Annotated in this window: 23 protein-coding genes and 1 tRNA gene; 9 read left to right on the top strand and 15 right to left on the bottom strand. The window is 69.0% G+C overall.

What is annotated here, in order from left to right; translation table 11 throughout:
- Positions 1 to 78: 78 nt before the first annotated feature.
- Positions 79 to 654 carry a type 1 glutamine amidotransferase domain-containing protein gene (locus ASF49_RS19870; RefSeq protein ID WP_056477216.1) on the bottom strand — a complete coding sequence of 192 codons (576 nt, stop codon included), beginning with the start codon at positions 652 to 654 and terminating at the stop codon, positions 79 to 81.
- 156 nt (positions 655 to 810) lie between these two features.
- On the opposite strand from ASF49_RS19870, the gene ASF49_RS19865 reads away from it, so the two are divergent.
- Entirely contained in the window at positions 811 to 1,029 is a 219-nt protein-coding gene (locus tag ASF49_RS19865) for a hypothetical protein (protein WP_056477523.1), read from the top strand.
- Positions 1,030 to 1,035: 6 nt separating this feature from the next.
- On the opposite strand, the gene ASF49_RS19860 is transcribed toward ASF49_RS19865, so the two are convergent.
- Positions 1,036 to 1,425, bottom strand: coding sequence for a hypothetical protein (locus ASF49_RS19860; RefSeq protein WP_056477212.1), 390 nt, complete (start codon positions 1,423 to 1,425; stop codon positions 1,036 to 1,038).
- 289 nt (positions 1,426 to 1,714) lie between these two features.
- Between ASF49_RS19860 and ASF49_RS19855 the strand changes: the two genes are divergently transcribed.
- Together ASF49_RS19855 and ASF49_RS19850 are read left to right on the top strand one after the other, a co-directional pair.
- Positions 1,715 to 1,924: a cold-shock protein gene (locus tag ASF49_RS19855; RefSeq protein ID WP_026175704.1), complete on the top strand. Its 210-nt coding sequence runs from the start codon at positions 1,715 to 1,717 to the stop codon at positions 1,922 to 1,924.
- A gap of 207 nt (positions 1,925 to 2,131) precedes the next feature.
- Positions 2,132 to 2,362 carry a hypothetical protein gene (locus ASF49_RS19850; RefSeq protein WP_056477208.1) on the top strand — a complete coding sequence of 77 codons (231 nt, stop codon included), beginning with the start codon at positions 2,132 to 2,134 and terminating at the stop codon, positions 2,360 to 2,362.
- A 126-nt stretch (positions 2,363 to 2,488) separates the two neighbouring features.
- Here the strand turns inward: ASF49_RS19850 and ASF49_RS19845 are convergent, their stop codons facing one another.
- Positions 2,489 to 3,316, bottom strand: a complete 828-nt coding sequence (locus ASF49_RS19845; protein WP_056477205.1) for a 3'(2'),5'-bisphosphate nucleotidase CysQ — start codon at positions 3,314 to 3,316, stop codon at positions 2,489 to 2,491.
- Between the two features lie 316 nt (positions 3,317 to 3,632).
- Between ASF49_RS19845 and ASF49_RS19840 the strand changes: the two genes are divergently transcribed.
- Entirely contained in the window at positions 3,633 to 4,130 is a 498-nt protein-coding gene (locus ASF49_RS19840) for a DUF6101 family protein (RefSeq protein ID WP_056477202.1), read from the top strand.
- A gap of 16 nt (positions 4,131 to 4,146) precedes the next feature.
- Here the strand turns inward: ASF49_RS19840 and ubiA are convergent, their stop codons facing one another.
- Both ubiA and ASF49_RS19830 read right to left on the bottom strand, forming a co-directional pair.
- The gene (ubiA, locus tag ASF49_RS19835; protein ID WP_056477199.1) at positions 4,147 to 5,100 is read right to left on the bottom strand and encodes a 4-hydroxybenzoate octaprenyltransferase; all 954 of its coding nucleotides are present in this window, start codon (positions 5,098 to 5,100) and stop codon (positions 4,147 to 4,149) included.
- A gap of 51 nt (positions 5,101 to 5,151) precedes the next feature.
- Positions 5,152 to 5,622: a hypothetical protein gene (locus tag ASF49_RS19830; RefSeq protein ID WP_056477196.1), complete on the bottom strand. Its 471-nt coding sequence runs from the start codon at positions 5,620 to 5,622 to the stop codon at positions 5,152 to 5,154.
- A gap of 284 nt (positions 5,623 to 5,906) precedes the next feature.
- On the opposite strand from ASF49_RS19830, the gene ASF49_RS19825 reads away from it, so the two are divergent.
- The 5 genes from ASF49_RS19825 to ASF49_RS19805 all read left to right on the top strand — a co-directional run bounded on the left by ASF49_RS19825 (position 5,907) and on the right by ASF49_RS19805 (position 9,785).
- On the top strand, positions 5,907 to 6,659 hold the full coding sequence (locus tag ASF49_RS19825; RefSeq protein ID WP_056477193.1) for a 16S rRNA (uracil(1498)-N(3))-methyltransferase: 753 nt from the start codon (positions 5,907 to 5,909) through the stop codon (positions 6,657 to 6,659).
- Positions 6,660 to 6,787: 128 nt separating this feature from the next.
- The gene (locus ASF49_RS19820; RefSeq protein WP_056477191.1) at positions 6,788 to 8,155 is read left to right on the top strand and encodes a glutamate--cysteine ligase; all 1,368 of its coding nucleotides are present in this window, start codon (positions 6,788 to 6,790) and stop codon (positions 8,153 to 8,155) included.
- Between the two features lie 154 nt (positions 8,156 to 8,309).
- Positions 8,310 to 8,714: a hypothetical protein gene (locus ASF49_RS19815; RefSeq protein WP_056477188.1), complete on the top strand. Its 405-nt coding sequence runs from the start codon at positions 8,310 to 8,312 to the stop codon at positions 8,712 to 8,714.
- 140 nt (positions 8,715 to 8,854) lie between these two features.
- Positions 8,855 to 9,142 (top strand): sulfurtransferase TusA family protein, encoded by a 288-nt coding sequence (locus ASF49_RS19810; RefSeq protein WP_056477185.1) that lies wholly within the window; start codon positions 8,855 to 8,857, stop codon positions 9,140 to 9,142.
- Between the two features lie 70 nt (positions 9,143 to 9,212).
- Positions 9,213 to 9,785: an NUDIX domain-containing protein gene (locus ASF49_RS19805; RefSeq protein WP_056477182.1), complete on the top strand. Its 573-nt coding sequence runs from the start codon at positions 9,213 to 9,215 to the stop codon at positions 9,783 to 9,785.
- 14 nt (positions 9,786 to 9,799) lie between these two features.
- Here the strand turns inward: ASF49_RS19805 and ASF49_RS19800 are convergent, their stop codons facing one another.
- The 10 genes from ASF49_RS19800 to ASF49_RS19755 all read right to left on the bottom strand — a co-directional run bounded on the left by ASF49_RS19800 (position 9,800) and on the right by ASF49_RS19755 (position 20,156).
- Complete coding sequence (locus ASF49_RS19800) at positions 9,800 to 10,612, bottom strand: WecB/TagA/CpsF family glycosyltransferase (RefSeq protein WP_082511438.1); 813 nt, start codon at positions 10,610 to 10,612, stop codon at positions 9,800 to 9,802.
- A gap of 144 nt (positions 10,613 to 10,756) precedes the next feature.
- The gene (locus ASF49_RS19795) at positions 10,757 to 12,235 is read right to left on the bottom strand and encodes a GumC family protein (RefSeq protein WP_056477180.1); all 1,479 of its coding nucleotides are present in this window, start codon (positions 12,233 to 12,235) and stop codon (positions 10,757 to 10,759) included.
- A gap of 311 nt (positions 12,236 to 12,546) precedes the next feature.
- Positions 12,547 to 13,656, bottom strand: a complete 1,110-nt coding sequence (locus tag ASF49_RS19790) for a glycosyltransferase (RefSeq protein ID WP_056477177.1) — start codon at positions 13,654 to 13,656, stop codon at positions 12,547 to 12,549.
- Entirely contained in the window at positions 13,653 to 15,737 is a 2,085-nt protein-coding gene (locus tag ASF49_RS19785; protein ID WP_082511437.1) for a glycosyltransferase, read from the bottom strand. The genes ASF49_RS19790 and ASF49_RS19785 overlap by 4 nt, the downstream gene beginning before the upstream one ends.
- A gap of 344 nt (positions 15,738 to 16,081) precedes the next feature.
- Positions 16,082 to 16,158 (bottom strand) — tRNA-Pro (locus ASF49_RS19780).
- Positions 16,159 to 16,254: 96 nt separating this feature from the next.
- A complete protein-coding gene (locus tag ASF49_RS24905) occupies positions 16,255 to 17,037 on the bottom strand; it encodes a 4'-phosphopantetheinyl transferase superfamily protein (RefSeq protein WP_082511436.1) in 783 nt (260 codons plus the stop codon).
- 129 nt (positions 17,038 to 17,166) lie between these two features.
- Positions 17,167 to 18,039 carry an RNA polymerase factor sigma-32 gene (locus ASF49_RS19770; protein WP_056477170.1) on the bottom strand — a complete coding sequence of 291 codons (873 nt, stop codon included), beginning with the start codon at positions 18,037 to 18,039 and terminating at the stop codon, positions 17,167 to 17,169.
- Positions 18,040 to 18,290: 251 nt separating this feature from the next.
- A complete protein-coding gene (locus ASF49_RS19765) occupies positions 18,291 to 18,881 on the bottom strand; it encodes a CarD family transcriptional regulator (protein ID WP_056477167.1) in 591 nt (196 codons plus the stop codon).
- 428 nt (positions 18,882 to 19,309) lie between these two features.
- Entirely contained in the window at positions 19,310 to 19,648 is a 339-nt protein-coding gene (gene fdxA, locus ASF49_RS19760) for a ferredoxin FdxA (protein ID WP_055956805.1), read from the bottom strand.
- Positions 19,649 to 19,880: 232 nt separating this feature from the next.
- Positions 19,881 to 20,156, bottom strand: a complete 276-nt coding sequence (locus tag ASF49_RS19755) for an RNA-binding S4 domain-containing protein (protein ID WP_056477165.1) — start codon at positions 20,154 to 20,156, stop codon at positions 19,881 to 19,883.
- Between the last annotated feature and the right edge of the window lies 1 nt (position 20,157).

The following is a 20,157-nucleotide window of genomic DNA, read 5'->3' as shown; positions in this document are numbered from 1 at the left end:
CAGCGCGGAACGACCGCCGCCACGTCGCACGCCCGGACTCAGGGCGCGCGCTCCGCGGCGGTCGGATCCGCCCATCGATCAGGCGGCCACGCGGCCGCCGTGGTTGCCTTCCCGAACCTCCTCGATGATCTTGGCGCAGAAGGCGTCGAGATCGCCGGGATTTCGGCTCGTGATGAGACCACGGTCGGTGACGACCGGCTCGTCTGTCCAATCCGCACCCGCATTGATGACGTCCGTCCGGATCGACGCGAAGGAGGTCATCCGGCGCCCCTTCGCCGCACCCACCTCGATTAGGAGCCAGGGCGCGTGGCAGATCGCGGCCACCACCTTGCCGGATTCCAGGAAGCTGCGGATCACCTCGAGAGCCTTGGGTTCGAGGCGCAGCTTGTCAGGGTTGATCTGTCCGCCGGGAAGGATGAGGGCGTCGTAATCCTGCGGTGAGATCGACTCGAGATCCTTGTCGACGGCGACGTTCTTGCCCCAATCGGTCTGGTCCCAGCCGCGAATGGACTCCTTTGCCGCGCGCGACTGCGGCGCTGCTACGTGGACGGTGGCGCCGGCCTGCCTGAGCCTGTTCTGCGGGACGGTGAGTTCGGTCTCTTCGAAGCCGTCGGTGGCGACGATCAAGACCTTGGCCTGCCTGATGTCAGACATGAGATTCTCCGGAATTCGAGGGTATGGCACTGAACAGGAGCCGCGGGACGCCGGTTCCCCGCGCGCGCGCTCCGGGCGGGGAACCCGGCCACGCTCGGCCGTGTTGGTCCGCACATCCCTCAGACAGACAGGAGGCTTCGCATGGCCAACCAGGAGATGGCCAATCCCGGCCTGCCGATCCCAGAGCCGCTGCCGGGTGGAATCCCGGGCGATCTGCCGATGCCGCCCCCGCCGGACGAGCAGCCGGATATCGGGCCGACGGGTCCGCGCACGCCCTATCCGGTCAACGACCCGGGAATCGACGAACCCGCCGGTCCGGGCTCGGAGCCGGATTACCTGCCGGGCGGCCCGACCGATCCCGGCATACGCATGTAGTGAACCTCAGTGATCGCCGTGCGACGCACGCACGTCGCGCGGCGCGCTCAGGATCTCGGAGAGGCTCGTCGCCACATGACGGGCCTCTTCGTCCGTCAGGCGAAGCTGAAACGGCGGCAGGGCGCCGGCCTGTAACGCCACGACGGCCTGGCCCTTCTCGTCGGTTCCGACCTCGATCGCCGAAGACGTGACGTCCAGCATCGCGATCTCTTCGTCGGTGAGATCGTCCGGAAGGTCGGAATCGTCGGGTTCGTCGATGGCGGTGAGCAACTGACCCACCGCGCGCACGAGGGCGCGGGCCGCTCGCGCATCCATCACGACCGCCGTGGCCTGATCGTCCTTTTGAAATGAAAGCTGAATGTTCGCCCCTTCGAGGGAAACCGAAATGCCCGCCATGAATCGCCTAACCGCTTGCTCGGGAACTCTTATATGCGGTCGTCCGGGCAAATGACACTGGGTGTCCCGTCGCGGCCGCGCCGCCGCGCCCTCGCTTCGGTCGGGTAGGATGCCTTGTTGCCGCCGCATGATCGGACTACATGATGGACAGCGGGTATCGGTGAGCTGGGATCTTGTACCGCAAGCGTCTCACGTCCTGCTGATTCCGTCAGGCCTACCGAAGAGGATCCGCCGCTTGCGTCGAGCAGACGCAGGCTGTTGATCGACGAACGATACGAGGATCTATTTCGTGAATACCGGCACTGTAAAGTGGTTCAACGAGACCAAGGGCTACGGCTTCATTCAGCCTGACGACGGCGGCAAGGATGTGTTTGTGCACATCTCCGCAGTCGAGCGCGCTGGCATGCGCAACCTCATCGAAGGTCAGAAGGTCTCCTACGAGATCCAGACCGACAAGCGCAGCGGCAAGGACTCGGCTGGCAACCTCCAGGCGGCCTGACGCTCTCGGCGCCAGCCTCCGGGCTGGCGTCACCCCGAACGGCTTCCCACGAAGCCTCCGCCGCCGGCGACCGACGCCCTTCTGGGGAGAATGGGTCGAGGCTCCGGCATCTCCCGCAACACCAACGACGCTGGCGGCTCCCTGAGTCCGACGCGTCCGAGACATTGCACGCAAAACTGCACGTTATTGAAAGCACACAAGAAAAATATGTTGTTTGAATACACCCGACGCCGCGGCGTCCGTTCGCCCGTCACCGATGCGGCGACCTTCAAGGTGGGTCATCTGAAGCAGACCATGGCTCAGGAAGCCAAGACCGTCGACCTCAGCCACCTCATCGACACCTCCTACAACTACCATTCGCCGCGCGAGCTGCGCTGGCATCTGGCCGAGCGGTTCGGCATGGCCCCAGAGGCGATCGCCCTGCGCGAGCATCACTGATCCGACGCCGCCCTGATCCTGTCGGGGCGGAGCGCTCGTTTCATCAAGTACGTCAAGGTCGAGCCCGGCGCCCAGGTGTCGGGCTTTCCTGTGTCCAGGGTGCGCAGGCCGTGGTCGGGCCTGCCTTCAGCGGGGCGTCATCGCGGCGACGACGTCGTCGCGCAGGCCCTGCGAGACCGCCACCAACTCGCCGTGCACGGGGTCGGGTCGATTGTAGGTCGTCGGCCGTCCCTGCAGGTCGCTGACCGTGCCACCCGCCTCGCGCAGGATCAGGTCGGCACCGGCCAGGTCCCAGTCCCGCGCATGGGGCGAGACGAGACCGATATCGATGGAGCCCTCGGCCACCCGCACGACGCGCAGGGCGAGGGAGGGCACCCGCTCGACGGTGACGAGGTCGACCGGCTGCCCGTTCGCGCCGGCGCCTCGGGAAAGACGGTCCATCATCGGCTTCGGTCCGGTGACCCGCGCACCCTCGACGGACCCCTGGCCGGAGACGGTGATGGTCTCGCCGTTGCGGGTGGCACCCGCGCCGGCCACGGCCTCGTAGAAGGTGTCGGTCACGGGCGCATGGACGAAGCCGAGGATCGGCTGCCCCGCGGACAGCAAGGCCACCGCGATCGACCAGTCGGGATGGCCGGACATGAAGGCGCGCGTTCCGTCGATGGGATCGACGATCCAGACGAGGCCGGCATCGAGGCGGATCGGGTTGTCGCTGGTCTCCTCGGAGAGCCACGCCGCCCGCGGCAGCATGGCGCTGAGGCGCACCTTCAGGAACGTGTCCACCGCCACGTCGGCCTCGGTCACCGGAGAGCCCCCGGCCTTCGACCAGACCCGTGCCCCGGTCTGTCCGCCCACCTTGTAGAACGGCAGGGCGAGGGCGGCCGCTTCGCGGATCGTCTCGCGCAGGGCGGGAACGAGGGCGAGCGCGGCTTCCGGGGCGATCGGGTCGGACATGCGTCTCCATACGGCTCTGGAGGTCTGGCTGGGCACCTGTTGAAGAGCCCTTCGCCCCGGCACGGATACCTGGAGGGCGGCGCTGCCTTCGTTGTAGGGTGCCGGGCGGGCCGCCACAAGCAGAGCGGCGCAGATGTCGATACGGGCAAATCTTGTCGAACGAAGCAAGGAAGCGTTGAGCATTCCGCGCGCTTCACCCTTGTCCATACTCGCTTAACGCTCACTCTTAAGCTGGTCTGAGGAGGTTAGACGCAAATCTGCTTGTCATAGACGGGCAGCCCATAGAGGTTGCCGGCGCCAACAGGGTGTACGAGCCATGAACACTTTCGCGAACATGAACGACATGTCGGCGGATGCCACCTTTGGCGGCGCTGTCCCGGCTCTCACGGTGTCGCGCCTTCCGGTGATCGCCCGCATGGGCGCCGCCCGCCCTGCCGGCGTGGCCCTGGCCTTCGCCGAGGACGACTCGGATGCCTGCGGCGAAGATCGCTTCGATCTCCTCGTCGTCGATGCCGTCGGTCGGGTCGTCACCCGACTCGGGCCGTTCTGCGAGGACGAGGTGGTGGCTCACTGGCGCGACGTCTCCGCAAAGTCGGGCCTGCCGCGGATGATCGTCAAGGAGGACGGCGAACTCGCCAGCGTCTCGAACCAGCTCGGTCCGGTGGCCTTGGGCCGGACCCGGACCCGCCGTCGGCACGGCCTGCTCAACGGCCGCCGCCCGCGCTTCCTCGTCCGTCGCAAGACCGGCGCGCTGCCGGTCCGCCCCCTGATCCATCGCGGCGAGAGCGAGATCATTTCCGGCGCCCGCTGCTGAATTCGGGTCGACAGCTTTAAAGGAGATGCTTCACGGCGGCATCCGCTGCGAGGCCGAGGAACAGGATCAGGCCCGCCTCCCGGTTGGAGCGGAAGAGCGTGAGGGCGCCGCGCCCGTCGCGCGTGTCGAGGTGCAGCACCTGCCGTCCGAGATGGGCGCCGAACAGGGCAGCGCCGAGGAGGCCCACGGGGCCGGCGCCGGCCAGGAGCGCGGCCAGCGCGACGAAGGCGACGCTGGCGCCGTAGCACAGGCCGATCGCCCACCGCATCCGGCGCCCGAAGAAGCGGGCCGAGGAGCGGATGCCGGCGATCTCGTCGTCCTCGATGTCCTGCACCGCGTAGATCGTGTCGTATCCGATCACCCAGGCAATGGTGCCCGCGTAGAGCAGCAGGGCCGGCGCATCGAGACGCGCGAACACCGCGACCCAGCCCATCAGCGCGCCCCACGCGAAGGCGAGACCGAGGACCGCCTGCGGTACCGGCATGACGCGCTTCATGAAGGGATAGATCGCCACCGGCACCAGGGAGGCGATGCCGATCGCGATGGCAGTCCCGTTGAACTGCAGCAGCACCGCGAGGCCGACCAGCGCCTGCGCCACTAGGAAGACGCCGGCGTGGCGCGCCCGAATCTGCCCCGAGGGCAGGGGGCGCGAGCGCGTGCGCTCCACCTGAGCATCTAGGTCGCGGTCGGCGATGTCGTTGTAGGTCGAGCCCGCGCCCCGCATGGCGACGGCGCCGACGAAGAACAGGGCGAGGTGGACCGGATCGGGGAAGGCGGCGCCGGACCGGATGGCCGCGAGTGAGGCCGACCACCAGCAGGGCAGCAGCAGCAGCCACCAGCCGATGGGGCGGTCGATGCGGGCGAGGCGCAGGTAGGGGCGCGCCCGGCGAGGCGCGATCCGATCGACCCAATGGCCCGCGACCGCATCGGCGACGCGGCGATCGGCGTGCGGGGAACTCACGCCGCCCATGAACCCGCAAGCGCGATGGACCGACCCGTCCGTGACTCGTTCAGCACAGGATCAGAGGGCGCCCTGCGGCATCTTCAGGCTGCCGGTCAGGCCGGGGCCACCGAGCAGGCCGCCGCCGCCGCCGTTCTGAGCCTGGGCACGGGCCTGGGCTTCCATCTTCGAGGCCTGAGCGGCGACGCCGCAGACCTTGGTCTTGATGCCCGACACCTTGACGTGGTCGGCCTTGAAGCCTTCCGCGAAGGAATCCGGGATCGAGCACCACTCCTTGTTGGCGGTGATCCACTTCAGGCCGGCGGTGCCGTTGGCCTGGAGCTTGCCGAACAGGGTGCAGGCCTCGGCCGGGGTCATCTTCTTCTTCGAGTTCGAGGCGGCGTTCGCCTTGCCGATCAGGTCCTTGCGGGCCTGGAGGGTCTGCTGGATCTCGCCGCATTCCGGCGCCTGCGCAAAGGCCTGGCCGCTGAAGAGCGCCGTGCTGGCGATGGCGATGGCGACGGCGAGCGCCGCATTGGTCTTGAACGACATGCCCTGAGATCCTTTCTCCCTCCATCCTCGATCCGATGCGGTTGAGCCCGGCGACCGGATGCGGAATGGCTTGATTCGTGCCGCGATGCGCTGGAAGTCCGACGCATGCTGGTCCTGGCCTCGTTTCGGCATAGGAATGTGGCGCCTTTCAAGCCGCAAACGCCGGGCCGCATTCGGAGGTGGATTTGCGGCGCAATGTTGCCGCTTGTTGCGGTTTTGCATCAGGCGCGACGGTTGAGGGACGTGCCGTTGACAGCCGGGGCACCCCACGCGACCACCCGGGCATGGCCGCTTACGATTTCACCGCTCCGCGCCTCTTCGTCGAGGCAGACCTGGCCGTCGGCGCCAGCCTGCCCCTCGACCGCGCGCAGGCGAACTATCTGCTCAACGTCCTGCGGCGTGGACCCGCCGACCCGGTCCTCCTGTTCAACGGACGCGACGGCGAGTGGCGAGCCGAGATCGCGCCGACCGGGCGCAAGAGCGCCGACCTCGTCGTGCGCGAGCGCACACGCCTGCAGCCGGAGCGCGCGGATCTCCACTACCTGTTCGCGCCCTTGAAGTCGGCGCGCCTGGATTACATGGCGCAGAAAGCCGTGGAGATGGGGGCCGGCACCCTCCGGCCGGTCTTCACCCGCTACACCCAGGGCGAACGGCTGAACCTCGACCGCATGCGGGCCAACGCCATCGAGGCGGCGGAGCAATGCGGCATCCTCGACGTGCCCGAGATCCAGGAGGCCACGAAGCTCCCGGTGGCGCTGGCCGAGCTCAACCCCTTGCGCCTGCTGGTGTTCTGCGACGAGGATGCATCGGTCGCCGACCCTGTCCTCGCCCTGCGTCGGGCGGCGGACCCGGCTGCCGCCCCGCCCCTCGCGGTGCTGGTCGGACCCGAGGGCGGCTTCGCACCCGAGGAACGGGCCCTGATCCTGGAGCGCCCGAACACGGTGGCCCTCTCCCTCGGGCCGCGCATCCTGCGCGCGGACACGGCCGCGGTGGCGGTGCTGGCCCTCGTGCAGGCGGTGCTCGGCGACGCCCGCTGAGGCGGCGCAAGCCCGCGTTGTTCGCGCGGGTCCCCTGGCCTATGAGGCGCGTTGACCCGACTCAAGGGGCCACGCCGCTGCGGTCCGGTGCGCCTCTCCTTTGAACGACCTTCCTGAAGAGGCAGCGCATGGCGCGCGACACGTCCGACACGACGCCCCTGACCACGCGGGACGAGCTCATCGCCTGGTTCGCGGAGGGCGAGAAGCCGCGTGCGCGCTTCGCCATCGGGACCGAGCACGAGAAGGTGCCGTTCTACCGCGATGGCAACCGGCCGGTCCCGTACGCGGGCCAGAACGGAATTCGAGCCCTCCTCGAGGGGCTCGGCCGTGAGACTGGATGGGAGGCGATCGAGGATGCCGGACATCTCATCGGCCTCGCCGGCGCCGAGGGCGGCGCGATCTCCCTGGAGCCGGGCGGGCAGTTCGAACTCTCCGGTGCGCCCCTCGCCGACGTGCATGCGACCGCGGCCGAACTGCGTGCGCATCTCGATGCGACGGCCCGCGTGGCGGATGGGCTCGGCATCGGTTTCCTCGATCTCGGCATGAGCCCGAAATGGACACGGGAGGAGACCCCCGTCATGCCGAAGAGCCGCTATAAGATCATGGCGGGCTACATGCCGAAGGTGGGTCACCTCGGACTCGACATGATGCTGCGCACCGCAACGGTGCAGGTGAACCTCGATTTCGCCTCCGAGGCCGACATGGTCGCCAAGATGCGCGTCGCCCTGGCGCTGCAGCCGGTGGCCACCGCGCTCTTCGCCAACTCGCCCTTCACCGACGGCCGCCCCAACGGCTTCCTCTCGCGCCGGTCCGAGATCTGGCGCGACACCGACGCCGATCGCACCGGCATGCTGCCGCGCGCCTTCGAGGACGGCTTCGGCTACGAAACCTACGTCGACTGGCTGCTCGACATGCCGATGTACTTCGTCAAGCGCGGCGAGACCTACCACGACGTCTCCGGGGCTTCCTTCCGCGACCTGATGGCCGGTCGCTTGGCGGCGCTGCCGGGCGAGCGCGCCACGGTATCCGACTGGGCCAACCACGCCTCGACCGCCTTCCCGGAGGTCCGCCTGAAGCGGTTCATCGAGATGCGCGGATCGGACGTCGGTGGCCCGGCGATGATCGCCGCGCAGGCCGCCTTCTGGGTCGGACTGCTCTACGACCAGGCCTCGCAGGCCGCGGCCTGGGACATCGCCAAGGGCTGGAACGCCTGCGACCGCGAGGGCCTGCGGGCCACCGTTCCGCGCCTCGGCCTCGCCGCCCGCATCGCCGGCCGGCCCCTCGGGGCCGTGGCGGCCGAGGCGCTGACGATCGCCCGCGCAGGCCTCGTCGCCCGGGCGCGCCGGGACGGACAGGGCCGCGACGAGACCCACTTCCTCCAGCCCCTCGAAGCGATCGTCGCCGCCGGGCGCTCCCTCGCCGAGGAACGCCTCGTCGATTACGAGGGCCGCTGGCAGCGCTCCGTGGAGCCGGCCTTCACCGAATGCGTCTTCTGAGCGACCCGATCCGCGAAGCGGGCAAAGGCCTGCTTCCGGCACCCAGATGTGCTCGAAGTCACGCGCGGTCGGAGCTTGGCTGTGGCGATTCTGGAACGGATCGCCAACTTTGCCGTTTCCAGGGATGTTTCATCCTGTGACGGAGAACGCTCGCATGTCGCGCATCTTGTCCCTCGCCCTCGCGGGCACCACCGCCATCGGTCTCTCGGCCGGTTCCTTCACGGCCGCGCAGGCCGCACCGATGCCGGCGCTGAGCGCCGCTCAGGTCGGCGGCGGCGCGACCGTCGAGACCGTCCGCTATCGCGGCGGCTACGGCCGTGGCTATTACGGTGGCTACCGTCGCGGCCCCGGCGTCGGCGGCGCACTCGCGGCCGGTGCGGCCCTCGGCATCATCGGCGGCGCCATCGCGGCCAGCCAGGCCCCGCGCTACGGCTACTACGATCGCGGCTACGTGGGCACGGGCTACGGCTATGGCTACGGCGCACCCGCCTACGGGTACTACTCGGCCCCGTCCTACGGTTACGGGTACGGCTACCCGGCCTACGGCTACGGCTACTGAGGTCGCGGATCCCGGGTGCCGGCGCGCCCGGGTCCACCTTCCGAATTCCCGTCGACGGTCGAACCCGTCGGCGGGAGTTTTCGTTTCGGCGTGGTAGGTCATCGGTTCGGGACGATGCCGCGCAGTGGGATGCGACGCCGATGATCGAGACGGACAGCGAGACGACGCATCTCGATCTCACCGGATTGAAGTGCCCCCTGCCGGCCCTGCGGACCCGCAAGGCCCTCCGCCGGATCTCGCCCGGCCAGGTCCTGGTGGTGACCTGCACCGATCCGATGGCGGTGATCGACATTCCGCATCTCGTGCGCGACATGGGCGACATCCTCGTCGGACAGGAGCGCGGTCCGGACAACCTGATCTTCACGATCCGCAGAAGCCTCACAATCCCGGGAACCGTTGCCGAAAACACGCGCTCCACGCCTCATTGATGCGCCAACCCCCTGTTAGGGCCGCACATCCGGTCGCCGCTGTCTCGGCGATCCGACGGGGGAGAGCAGTATGGCGCCGATTATCCGCGGCACCCGGATCGTGCATGACGGCTGGAGCCGGTTTCTCGTCGCGGAAGTGACGATGGCCGACGGCACACGCCTGGCGCGCGAGATCGAGGATCACGGACGGGCCGCCGCGGTACTGCCCTACGATCCGACGCGCCGGGTCGCCCTGTTGGTCGAGCAGTTTCGGACGCCGGCGTTCTATGCCGCCGGGGTCACGTCCGTGCTCGAGGCTCCTGCCGGCCTTCTCGACGAATCGGAGCCCGAGGACGGGGCGCGCCGCGAGGCCTACGAGGAGACCGGGGTCCGCCTCGGCGCGCTCGAAGCGGTCGCCTGCGGCTGGAGCATGCCCGGGATCTCAACCGAGCAGATGGACCTGTTCCTCGCCCCCTACGAGGCACGCGACCGGGTCGGACCCGGCGGCGGCCTGATCGGGGAGCACGAGGACATCACCGTCCGGGAGATGCCCCTCGGTGAACTCGCCGCCATGACGGATCGGGGCGAGGTCACCGACATCAAGACCCTGGCGCTGATCCTCGCCCTCCGGGTGCGCCACCCGCACCTGTTCGCCGCAGCCTGACCGGTCCGAAGGCCTCAGGGGGTGTCGGGCGCGCGTCGTGCGTTCGAGGCCGGGCGGGGCGGGGTCGGATGCGGGCGCGGTCGGGTTTTCCGGGCCAGGGACCGGCGCAGGACGATTCCGAACAGGCCCCAGGAGCGCACGAAGTAGCGGCGGAACAGCCGGTGCGGGGCGTGCCAGAACCGGAAGAACCATTCGAGGCCGATGCGCTGCATCAGGGCCGGCGCGCGGGGTACCAGCCCCGCCGCGACGTTGAGGGCTTCGCCCACGGCCAGGACCACCGGGCCGCCGAGCCTGGTCCCCTGGCGGTCGACCCAGATCTCCGAGCGCGGGGCGCCGACCCCGAGGACGAGCAGCGTGGTGCCGTGGGTCCGCACCGCGGCGCAGAGGTCCGCGCTGTAGGCGTCGTCGTTCTCGAAGCCGAAGGGCGGCACCGTGAAGGCGATCGAGGCCCGCGGCGCGCCTTCGGAAACCAGGCGCTCGGTCAGGTGCAGGCCGACCGCTTCGGAGGAGCAGACGAGAAAGATCTGCCGGCCGGCCGGCCAGGGATCGGCGAAGGCGGCCGCGATGAGGTCGTGGCCCGTCACCCGCTGCACCGTCGTACCGCCGCAGAGCCGCGCCATCCAGACGAGCGGCATGCCGTCCAGCGTATGGGCGACGGCGCCGTCATAGGCTTTTCGGAACGCCGCATTCTCCGACAACGTGACGACGTGGTCGAGGTTGGCGGTGACGATCAGGCGCGGGCGCGTCGCGGGCTGCCGCGCCGAGGTCGCGAGGATGTCGGCGGCCGTTCCGGGCGTGAACGTGATGTCGAACAAGCGAAGGCTCATGTCATCACCTGTGTGGCTCGTCGCGCGCCAGTCGGGCGACGCGGAGCTCGAAATCCGGAGCAGACCTGTTTCGGCTCGGCGGAGGGTTGCCCGGGAGCGGTTTGGGACGATCGATCGGAGGTCTCGGGGCGAACGGAGGGGCTATCAGGCATCGACGGCCCGGAAGCTGCGCGCGCCGGTCGACACGCTCGGCCGGAGACGCTGGGCGACGCGGTGGTCGCGACGGGCTCCGAGCCAGAGGGCGGCACCCGCACCGAGGCCGAGGCCGAGCAGCAGCGCGAGGGGCAGCACCAGCTTGGGGGAGGGCGGCCAGGTCCGGGTCCGCGGCGGCGTCGCCGTGGAGATGACGCGCACGTTGGAGCTGTTCAGCCGCTCCTGCTCGTTGGTCTCACGCGACCGGCGAAGGAAGGCCTCGTAGATCGACCGGCGTGCCTCGAGCTCCCGCTCGAGCTCGCGCAGGCCGACATTGGCGCGATCGTTTCCGGCCGTCTCGGTCTTGGCCCGGTCCAGACTCCGGCGAACGGCGGCCTCGCCGGCGACGGCGCGGTCGTAATCCTTCTGCGAGGTATCGATGATGCGCTCCTTCTCGCGCTGGATCAGGCGCTGGAGGTCGCGCTGCTGGGCGTATTGGTCGGCCATGGCCGGATGGCGGTCGCCGAGCCGGGCCGCGAGTTCGGCAGTGTTGCGTGACAGCGTCGCGTATTGCTGCCGCAGGTTCTGCATCTCGAGGGATTGCAGCATCTCCGGCAGCGCGGTCCCGGCCTCGCCGGTGCGCATGTGGCGTGCCTGGTCCAGGCGCGCCTTCGCCTCCGCCGTCTTCAGGGTGGCGGTGACGAGCTGCTGGTTCAGATCGCTGAGCTGCTGGTCGCTGAGGAGGCGCCCGCTCGACGTCACGAGCTTGTTCGTCACCCGGTACTGCAGCACCTTGCGCTCGGCCTCCTCGACCGCCTGACGCAGGGTCGTGAGGCGGCCGGTCAGGGCCTCCGAGGCCCGGCGCGCGGCGTCGGTGCGCGCCGCCGCGTCCTCAGCGAAATAGGCATCCGCGATGGCGTTGGCGATCCGGGCCGACTTTTCCGGGTCCTTGGTCTGGACGTAGACGTCGATGACGAAGGTCCGTTCGGCCCGCCGCACGCCGAGCTTCAGGCGCAGGTTGTCGAGAGCGAGGTTGACCGGATCGCGGCTCGCCGGCGGCGGGTCCATGCCGAGGAGCGCCTTGGTGCGCAGCACCAGCGGGTTGGTCGACGGTTCGGGGACGAACTCGTCGTCCTGGATCAGGTCCAGCCGTTCGATCACGCGCCGCAGGACGTTGTCGGACTGCATCACCCGTGTCTGGCTCTCGGCGATCGAGACGCCGCTGTCGGCCTGAGGCTGGCGATTGCTGAGGTCGTTGGCGATCACGGGAAGATCGGCCGGATCGACGAGGATCTGGGTGACGGCGGTGTAGGTCGGGGTCATCGCGCCGAGGAATACGACCGCGAGGACGACGGCTGCGAACCCGCCGAGCAGGATCACGCCCGTGCCGCGCCAGAGGCGACGCAGGATCAAGGTGCCGTCGAGACCGTCTCGGCCCTTCGTCTCGATGATCACCGGCTCACCGCGGACCGGGCTTCCGAAGTCGAACATCTGTCTCGTCTCCCGACCTGATCGCTGCCCCGGCGGTTCTGTCTTGCCGCCGTCAGGCATCCCGTCCCATTTCAGCTTCGATCTGTGTCAGGGCGGGACAGACGCTCCATGGCACGCCACCGATCTCGTCCCATGCGCAGCTCACGTGCCACCGGGCTTCCGGTCGGGGACGTTTCAAAGACGGACATCCACGCGATTCCCGTAGAGGCCAGGATTCGAAAAGATATTGGAAAGAACAGGCCTGCCGACAGGTTGAGATCTGCGTAGTCGGGCCAAACGGGATCGCTTCCCTGTGCACAACTCGTCCGGATTTAGCTCGGCCCGCCACTGCGGGGTGGCATGACCCTGTCCCGAGCCGCCTCGTAGGCGGACGGTCCGATCGCGAGAAAATTCGCGAAACATGTCGCGTCGCCGGCGGCCAGACGGTTCCAGCGCTCGACATTGGCGCGCGAGGCACCGGGTACGGCCGCGAAGCCGGCACTACGAACCCACGACAGGATCGAGGCCGCGGACCCGTCGGGATCGGACGGTTCGATGTGCAGCCCCGAGCCGGCCAGGACCTCGGAGAAGACGGGCCCGCGCGGTGCCGCGACGGGGAGGCCGCCGTGCTGCGCTTCGAGCAGCGGCAGCCCGAGCCCTTCCGCCTTCGACGTCGAGAGGAGGAGGTGGCATCGGGCCGCGAGACTGCGGATCGCCCCATCGTCCAGGTAGCCATGCAGGGTCAGGAAGGGCGGCGGCGCAGCCAGGAAGGCGTGGTCGCCCCACCCGACACGGCCCACGAGGTGGAGTTCGGCCTGGACGCCCATTCCGTTCAGGGCCGCGATGATCGCGATGGCCGCGGGGTAGTCCTTTCGCGGCTCGACGGTCCCGATGCAGAGGAGTCGGAGCGGTTCACCGGGATCGTGGATCCGGCGCGGTGGCAGATCGGCGAGACCGAACACGTCGTGAACGGTGGGCCTGAGCAGGGCCACCAGCGCCTCGCGGGCACAGAGTGCGCGCACCGCTTCGCCGGTGGTGACCGAGTTGACGAGGAAGCAGCGTCCGTAGCGCAGGGCGAAGGCGAAGCTCGGCGCCATGTAGAGGCGGCTCCGCCAGTTGAGATCCTGCGGCCGCGTCAGCAGGAAGGTGTCGTGGACATAGGTGATGCAGTGCCGGCGCCGCAGGACCGCGAGGGGACTCGGCGGAAACCCGGGAAACACGAATAGCGCCGCGGGATCTCGCAGGGCACGCAGCGGCAGGCCGATATGCTGGGCCGCGATCATCCCGGCGATGCCGTTCGCACGGATCGCGGTGACGGCGTGCGGAGACAGGGTCTCGGGCGTGAACAGGTCGAGGGCGACGCGCTCGATCCCGGTGACGTGCCGGCGCAGATGCGTATGGTCGAGGTAGATGCGCCGTGGTGTGGTCGCGCGGCCGGTCATCGGGCGTCCCACCCGAGGCGCGTCCGCGTCACGGCCGCCGCGTAGAGCAGGCCGCGCAGCCATCGCGGCATGTCCCGACCGACGACGGCATGCTTGGCCCGGCGGGCGAGGCGAAGGATCCGTGAGACATCGCTCGGGATCAGGCCCGTCCGACCCGGCGCCCGGTCCAGCGCCATGGCGAAAGCGGACAGCATCTCCGGTGCGAAGCGGATGCGTCCGGCTCCCGTCGACGGTTGCAGCAGGCCCCGTGCGACGAGCACGTCGTTCAGGCGCATCGCGGCGGCGGCAGGACTGTTGCGGCTTTCCAGGGCGATCCGCCCGAGGGTGCCGAGCCGTCGGCGCTCGGGGGCGTCCGCGAGCAGGTCCAGCAACGCCGCCTCCAGCGCGCCGGGCTCGGTCGCCACGAGGCGGCCGGAAATCCCGTCGATCACCGCCGTCGCCAGTCCGGTCGCCCGGTAAGCGACGGTCGGGGTTCCGCAGAGGCCGGCTTCCACGGGCGTCTGGCCGAACGTCTCCTGGCGACTCGCCGTGACATAGAGATCGCAGGCGCCGTACCAAGCGGCCAAGGTCTCTTCGTCGACGATGGACCCGGCCGCGATCAGGTTCGGGATTCCGAGGGAGGCCGGATCATCGAGACGCCCCACGGCGACGAAGCGAAGCCCCGGCCGGGCGATCCGGCGAAAGGTTTCGGTGAGTTCGGCAGTCCCTTTGCCGGGCGCATCCGCGATGACCGCGGCGAACAGGACGAGGGTCTCGTCGAGGGGTAGGCCGAGGGTGCGGCGCAGAGCTTCGCGCGGTTGAGGCCGGAACACACCGGTGGGGAAGGCGAGATCGATGCGGGCGACCGCCGTCCCGCGCGGCGCCAGGGCGCGCGCTGCCGCCTCGGTCCATTCGGATGCGGCGAGCAGGACCGGGCCGTCGGGACCGGCCAGGACGGCCCGCTTCTCCGCGAAGATGTCGGCGATCCGGCGGGACGCGAGCTGCGGATAGGCATCGGGCGTCGGGCAACGGGCGTCGCAACCCTCCGCGATGATCGGGCATCCGTCGGGCGAGGCGCAGCGCCCCGTGACGGGGAACAGGTCGTGCAGCATGGCGGCGACGGGCACGGCACGTCCGAGGCGATGCAGGATCGTGGTGCGGCGGGTCGCTCCGTGGAGATTGCCGGCCAGGACCAGATCGTAGCCGCCCTGTACCAAGGCGTCCTCCGTCCGTCGAAACACCTCCACCCACTCCGCCGCGGCCGGCGGCGACTCTGCCGAGAGGCGATGCTCATCGACGCGATGGCCCGCCAGAACCAGGGCATCGGTCAGGCGGCGCTGGGCGATGCCGGCTCCGCCGATGTTGCCCCTGTCGGTCAGGCTGGCCACCGAGAGACCGGTCGGCATCGGGGGGGCGGCTTGGCCGGGCTGGTACTGCAGGAGAATCGGCCGGCCGACGCGGGCGAGCGTCGCGCCCCGGCCGACGAGCCGGGGCCAGAGCGCGGCGACGGGGTGGTCGGCCGTGGGATCGAGACCGGCGGCGCGTTGGACGCAGGCGCGCGCGAGCAGGACTTCGCCTCCGGTGAAGGGGGCCAGTGAACCGTCCGGCGGATCGGGATCGACCAACCTTCCCGGCGCCGCCGCGGGCGCATCGAGGCCGAAGGGGGCGGTGTCGAAGACGACGCGCAGGCCGACGATCAGATCGGCCCCGCTGAGAACCCGCTGAAGGGCGAGGGCCGCCAGGGCATCGGGGGCCAGGAGATCGCCCGGGCGGAGCAGGATCAGGCCGTCGCAGCCCTCGTCCGAGACGATGGCGGCGAGCGAGGCCGTCCCGTCGATTCGCGAGATCAGGTCATGACGAAGGTTTGGATAGCCCTGGGCCGCGACGGAGGCGCGGGTGGCGGCGAGTTCGTCGGAATCGCCCTCGACGAGCGTGAGGACCCGCAGGCGCGGCCAGGAACGGCCCGGCAAAGGGTGGGCGGGCAGGACGGACGCTGCGCGTTGGAACGGCCACGCGGCGATCCCGTGGGCGCGCGGCCCGAAGCGGTCCGCCGCCCGAACGCTGTCGGGGTTCGCGCCGGAGCTGTCGGGTGGTTCCGTCACACTGCGCCGATCATCGCTCACACATGCGCCGCCGAGACCATCGGGGGCTCGTCAGGCCGACGATGCGGTGGAGAGTTGAATCTTCCGTGAGCGGAAGGCCGGATCTCGGCGGAGCATCGATCCGGCCCGCCTCACGAAGGTCGTCGCCCACTCGCGCAGGTCCGGGTGGTTCACGCTGAAGATGGATGGGATCTTGCTGCCGAGAGGTCTTGCCGACGAGAATACCGGCCGAAGGACCGTTCGCGCGCATCGGCCCCGCAGACGTCCGACCGGCATACGCCAGTGGGAATGGAAACATCGTCTCCGAGGATCTCGGGAAAAGGCGAAGCCTTGGGAAATCAAACTGGTCGGAGTGGCAGGATTTGAACCTGCGACCCCCACGTCCCGAACGTGGTGCGCTACCAGACTGCGCTACACTCCGACAAAGCCGGCTGTCTCGGCCGGCGAGCGGACGTATAGCGAGCCCTCTGCGGGGCCGCAAGCGCTTCCTCGCGGGAATCGTGCGATGAAGGCCCGCTCATGCAAGCGCGGTCCAATGCGCGGGAAGGCGAAACAGCCGGCACGGATGATCGGGCCGCGGAATTGCAACGGCTCCGACGACATCCGTTTCGATGTCGAGGTCGATCAAGGACCAGCCGTCCGATGCCGGGTCTACGCCGTCCCAGCGGATGGTGGCGGGGGACGGGCCGTCGACGCTGAAGCCGTCGAGCGGCAGGGCGAGGCCCGTGCCGAGGGCTTTGACGACCGCTTCCTTGCGCGTCCAGCAGCGGAAGAAGAGTGGCGCCTGCCGGTCCTGCGGTGCCCGGGCGAGGGAAGCGATCTCGACGGGATGGAAATGCGCCCGGACGATCGCGAGCGGATCGCCAACCGGGCGGATCGCTTCCACATCGACGCCGATCGGAGCGCAATGCGAGACGCCGATCAGGGCATGCGACCCCGAGTGGGAGAGATTGAAGTGAAGGCCCGCCCGCTGCGCCGGGATCAGGACCGGCTTCCCGCCGGCTTCCTGCTCGAAGGCCATCTCGCCCGGTGGCAGATCGCGGTAGCGGCCGAGGATCAGCCGGAGCGCGGCGTGGCTCTCGATGTAGCGCGCCCGATCCTCGTGACGATAGAACCGCTCGGCCCGCGCACGCTCCTCCGGGGAGAGCCACGCCGCCAATTCAGTCCGATCGGCTGCGCCGAGGGAAAGGTCCACGCGCCAGACCGCAGTTCCGGTGTCGGGCGCAGGACGGACGGTCGGCCAATCGTGCGACGAACGAAGATCGGGCTGTTGCGGCTCCTCCGCCCCGGTTCTCTCCATCTCGAAACGCCCGCGTCTCCCGCAGAGCCCGTGACCGCATCCACGGGTCCGCCAGAGAGCCTATCATGACGTTTCAGGAGAGACGATCAGGCGACGGCGTGATCACGACAAAACCGAAATCCCGGTCGTTCAGGCGTAGACGTTGCCGCCGGTCTGCGGAAACCGTTCGGCGAGGGCGCGGCGCAGCTTTTCGAGGGCGCGGTTCTCGATCTGGCGCACCCGCTCCTTCGAGATGCCGAGCCGGTGTCCCAAGGCTTCGAGGGTGGCCTGATCTTCGGCGAGGCGGCGCTCCTTGAGGATGCGCAGCTCGCGCTCGGACAACACCGTCAGGGCTTCGTTGAGCCAGATCAGGCGGCGCTCGCCATCGACCGTCGCCGATACCGTTTCGTCGGGCAGAGCGGCGCCGTCGACGAGGAAATCCATGCGCTCGGAGGAGGCTTCGCTTTCCTCGCCCACGGGCGCATTGAGCGACATGTCGGGGCCGGAAAGGCGCGCATCCATCAGCGCGACGTCCTCTCGCGAGACGCCGATGGCCGTGGCGATGCGACGGTGAATCTCGTCGCCGACATGCTCCTCGGTGGACTGCATCAGCTTGGCGCGCAGGCGGCGCAGATTGAAGAACAGGGCCTTCTGCGCCGAACTCGTTCCGCCGCGGACGATGGACCAGTTCCGGAGGATGTAGTCCTGGATCGACGCCCGGATCCACCAGGTGGCGTAGGTGGAGAAGCGGACCTCGCGCTCGGGTTCGAAGCGCGCCGCCGCTTCCATCAGGCCGACATGGCCTTCCTGAACGAGGTCGGCCATCGGCAGCCCGTAATGCCGGAAGCGTCCGGCGATGGCGATGACGAGACGCATATGGGCCGAGATCAGCCCGTGGAGAGCGCGCTCGTCCCGATCGTCCTTCCAGCGGACGGCGAGTCCGCGTTCCTCGTCCCGCGCAAGGAAAGGCGCCTCCATCGCCGTGCGTATGAACTGCCGCCGGATCCCTGCGATATCCGCCATCCCCGCCTCCGTTTCGATGGAACGTCTGCTTCTGACCACGGGTCGATCGCGCCGATCGAAATCGGACCGGAGACCTGTGCCTGGCAACGCGACAACACGAGGTGGTTGGGATGGTTCCGCGGATGGGGTGCTTCACACGGTCTCGTGAGGAACGCGCGGAATTGGGGTTGCGCAACGAAAAAGCCCGGCGCAATGCGCCGGGCTCGAAATGCGTGTGTCCGGACCTGTGCCGGGATGCGGGAGGCTGCCGATCAGGCGGCCTCTTCCTGCAGGTCGTCGCTCTCGGCTTCGCCTTCCGCCTCGGCTTCGCCCTTGGCGCGGCGCGGAGACTTGGCGAGGCTCTGCTCGATGAGCTTGAGAGCCTCGGTCTCGGTGATGCGGTTCACGGACGAGATCTCGCGCACGACCCGGTCGAGCGCCGACTCGTAGAGCTGACGCTCGCTGTAGGACTGCTCGGGCTGCGCCTCGGAGCGGTAGAGGTCGCGCACCACCTCGGTCACCGACAGGAGGTCGCCCGAGTTGATCTTGGCCTCGTATTCCTGGGCGCGGCGGGACCACATGGTCCGCTTGATCCGGGCGCGCCCGGTGAGGAGATCCAGGGCCTTCTTCACGAGTTCCGGCTCGGCGAGCTTGCGCATGCCGACGCTGTTGGCCTTCGCGGTCGGGACGCGCAGGACCATCTTGTCCTTCTCGAAAGACACGACGAACAGCTCAAGCTTGTAGCCGGCGATCTCCTGCTCCTCGATGGCGGTGATGCGACCGACACCGTGAGCCGGGTACACGACCGCTTCGCCGGTCTTGAAGCCTTGGCGGCCTGCCGTCGTCTTCTTGGCTGTGGTCATGCGAGAAGCGCCTCCAGAACATTGCGCGGCCTTGAACGCCGCGCCGAACCCTGTAATCCGGGGTGGGTGACCCGGCTCCAGCCCCTTGTCCGAAGGATCTGCATCGGCGATGCACAACCTGCCGGTTCCCGGGCAAGCCGATGATCGCGCAACGAGGGAGCGGTCGCCGAAAGCAGCAGGGCCTTCAGCGATCGATCGCGTGCGACCCCAATCCACAACTGAGTGTGAGACCCATCAGGTGATGGCTGGAGGCAGCACGTCGGGCACGAACGACGGCAGGACTTTGTAATAACACAAACCAGCCGACGAATCAAAGGATTGCCGGCCCATGGTCGTGTGATCGGCCCTGGCTCCCGAGCCCTCCACAGCCTCTTTGCAAGGTCCGGGGCTCGCGCGATGTCCTCGTCGAGACGGCGGCGTCGCGGCGATCAGTCGCCCGTTCCGGGATTGGCGGAGAAGTGCGCCTCGAACTTGCCGGCGACCCCGTCCCAGGTCTTGGCGTCGGCCGGAGCATCCTTCTTCTGGGTGATGTTCGGCCAGGTGCGAGCGTAGTCGGCGTTCACCTTGAGCCAGGTCTCGAGGCTCGGCTCGGTATCGGGCTTGATCGCCTCGGCCGGACATTCCGGCTCGCAGACGCCGCAGTCGATGCACTCGTCCGGGTGGATGACGAGCATGTTCTCGCCTTCGTAGAAGCAGTCCACCGGACAGACCTCGACGCAGTCCATGTACTTGCACTTGATGCAGTTGTCGGTGACGACGTAGGTCATGGGGCCTTCAGTCCTTGATCCGGCCTTCCGGGAGCGTCCCGATGCCGATGCATGGTCGCTCGCGCAGATCGTTGCACGGATGCCTTAATGCGGGGTGGCGTGGATGCGGGTTCGCACGGGCAAGAGGGAGTCGCGCTGGCTCTAGACCCTGTCTGGGGGGCTGACAAGCACGCCGACGGGCCGAGCGCACGACCGCCCCGCCGGTGTCGCGCCGGTGACACGCGAGCCCGGCCTATTCGGGCGCATGTCCCACCACCTCGTAGAGGCGCTGGGCGTCCGGCGCCGGGCCGCGGCGCTCGCCGAGGTCGAGGACCCGGGCGATCACGGTGGCATGGGCCGCCGCGACGGTCACGACATCCCCGAGGGCGACGGCGGTCGCGGAGGCGTCGACCCGCTTACCGTTGACCCGGACATAGCCGTCGGCGACCAGGCGTGCCGCGAGCGACCGGGTCCGCGCGAAGCGCGCGAACCACAGCCATTTGTCGAGCCGCTGGCGTCCCGGCTTCATC

It is taken from the genome of Methylobacterium sp. Leaf104 (genome assembly GCF_001422885.1).
In the GTDB taxonomy this organism is placed as follows: Bacteria; Pseudomonadota; Alphaproteobacteria; order Rhizobiales; family Beijerinckiaceae; genus Methylobacterium.
The sequence above is the reverse complement of the archived record's forward strand: the minus strand, read 5'-3'. Positions and strand labels throughout refer to the sequence as shown.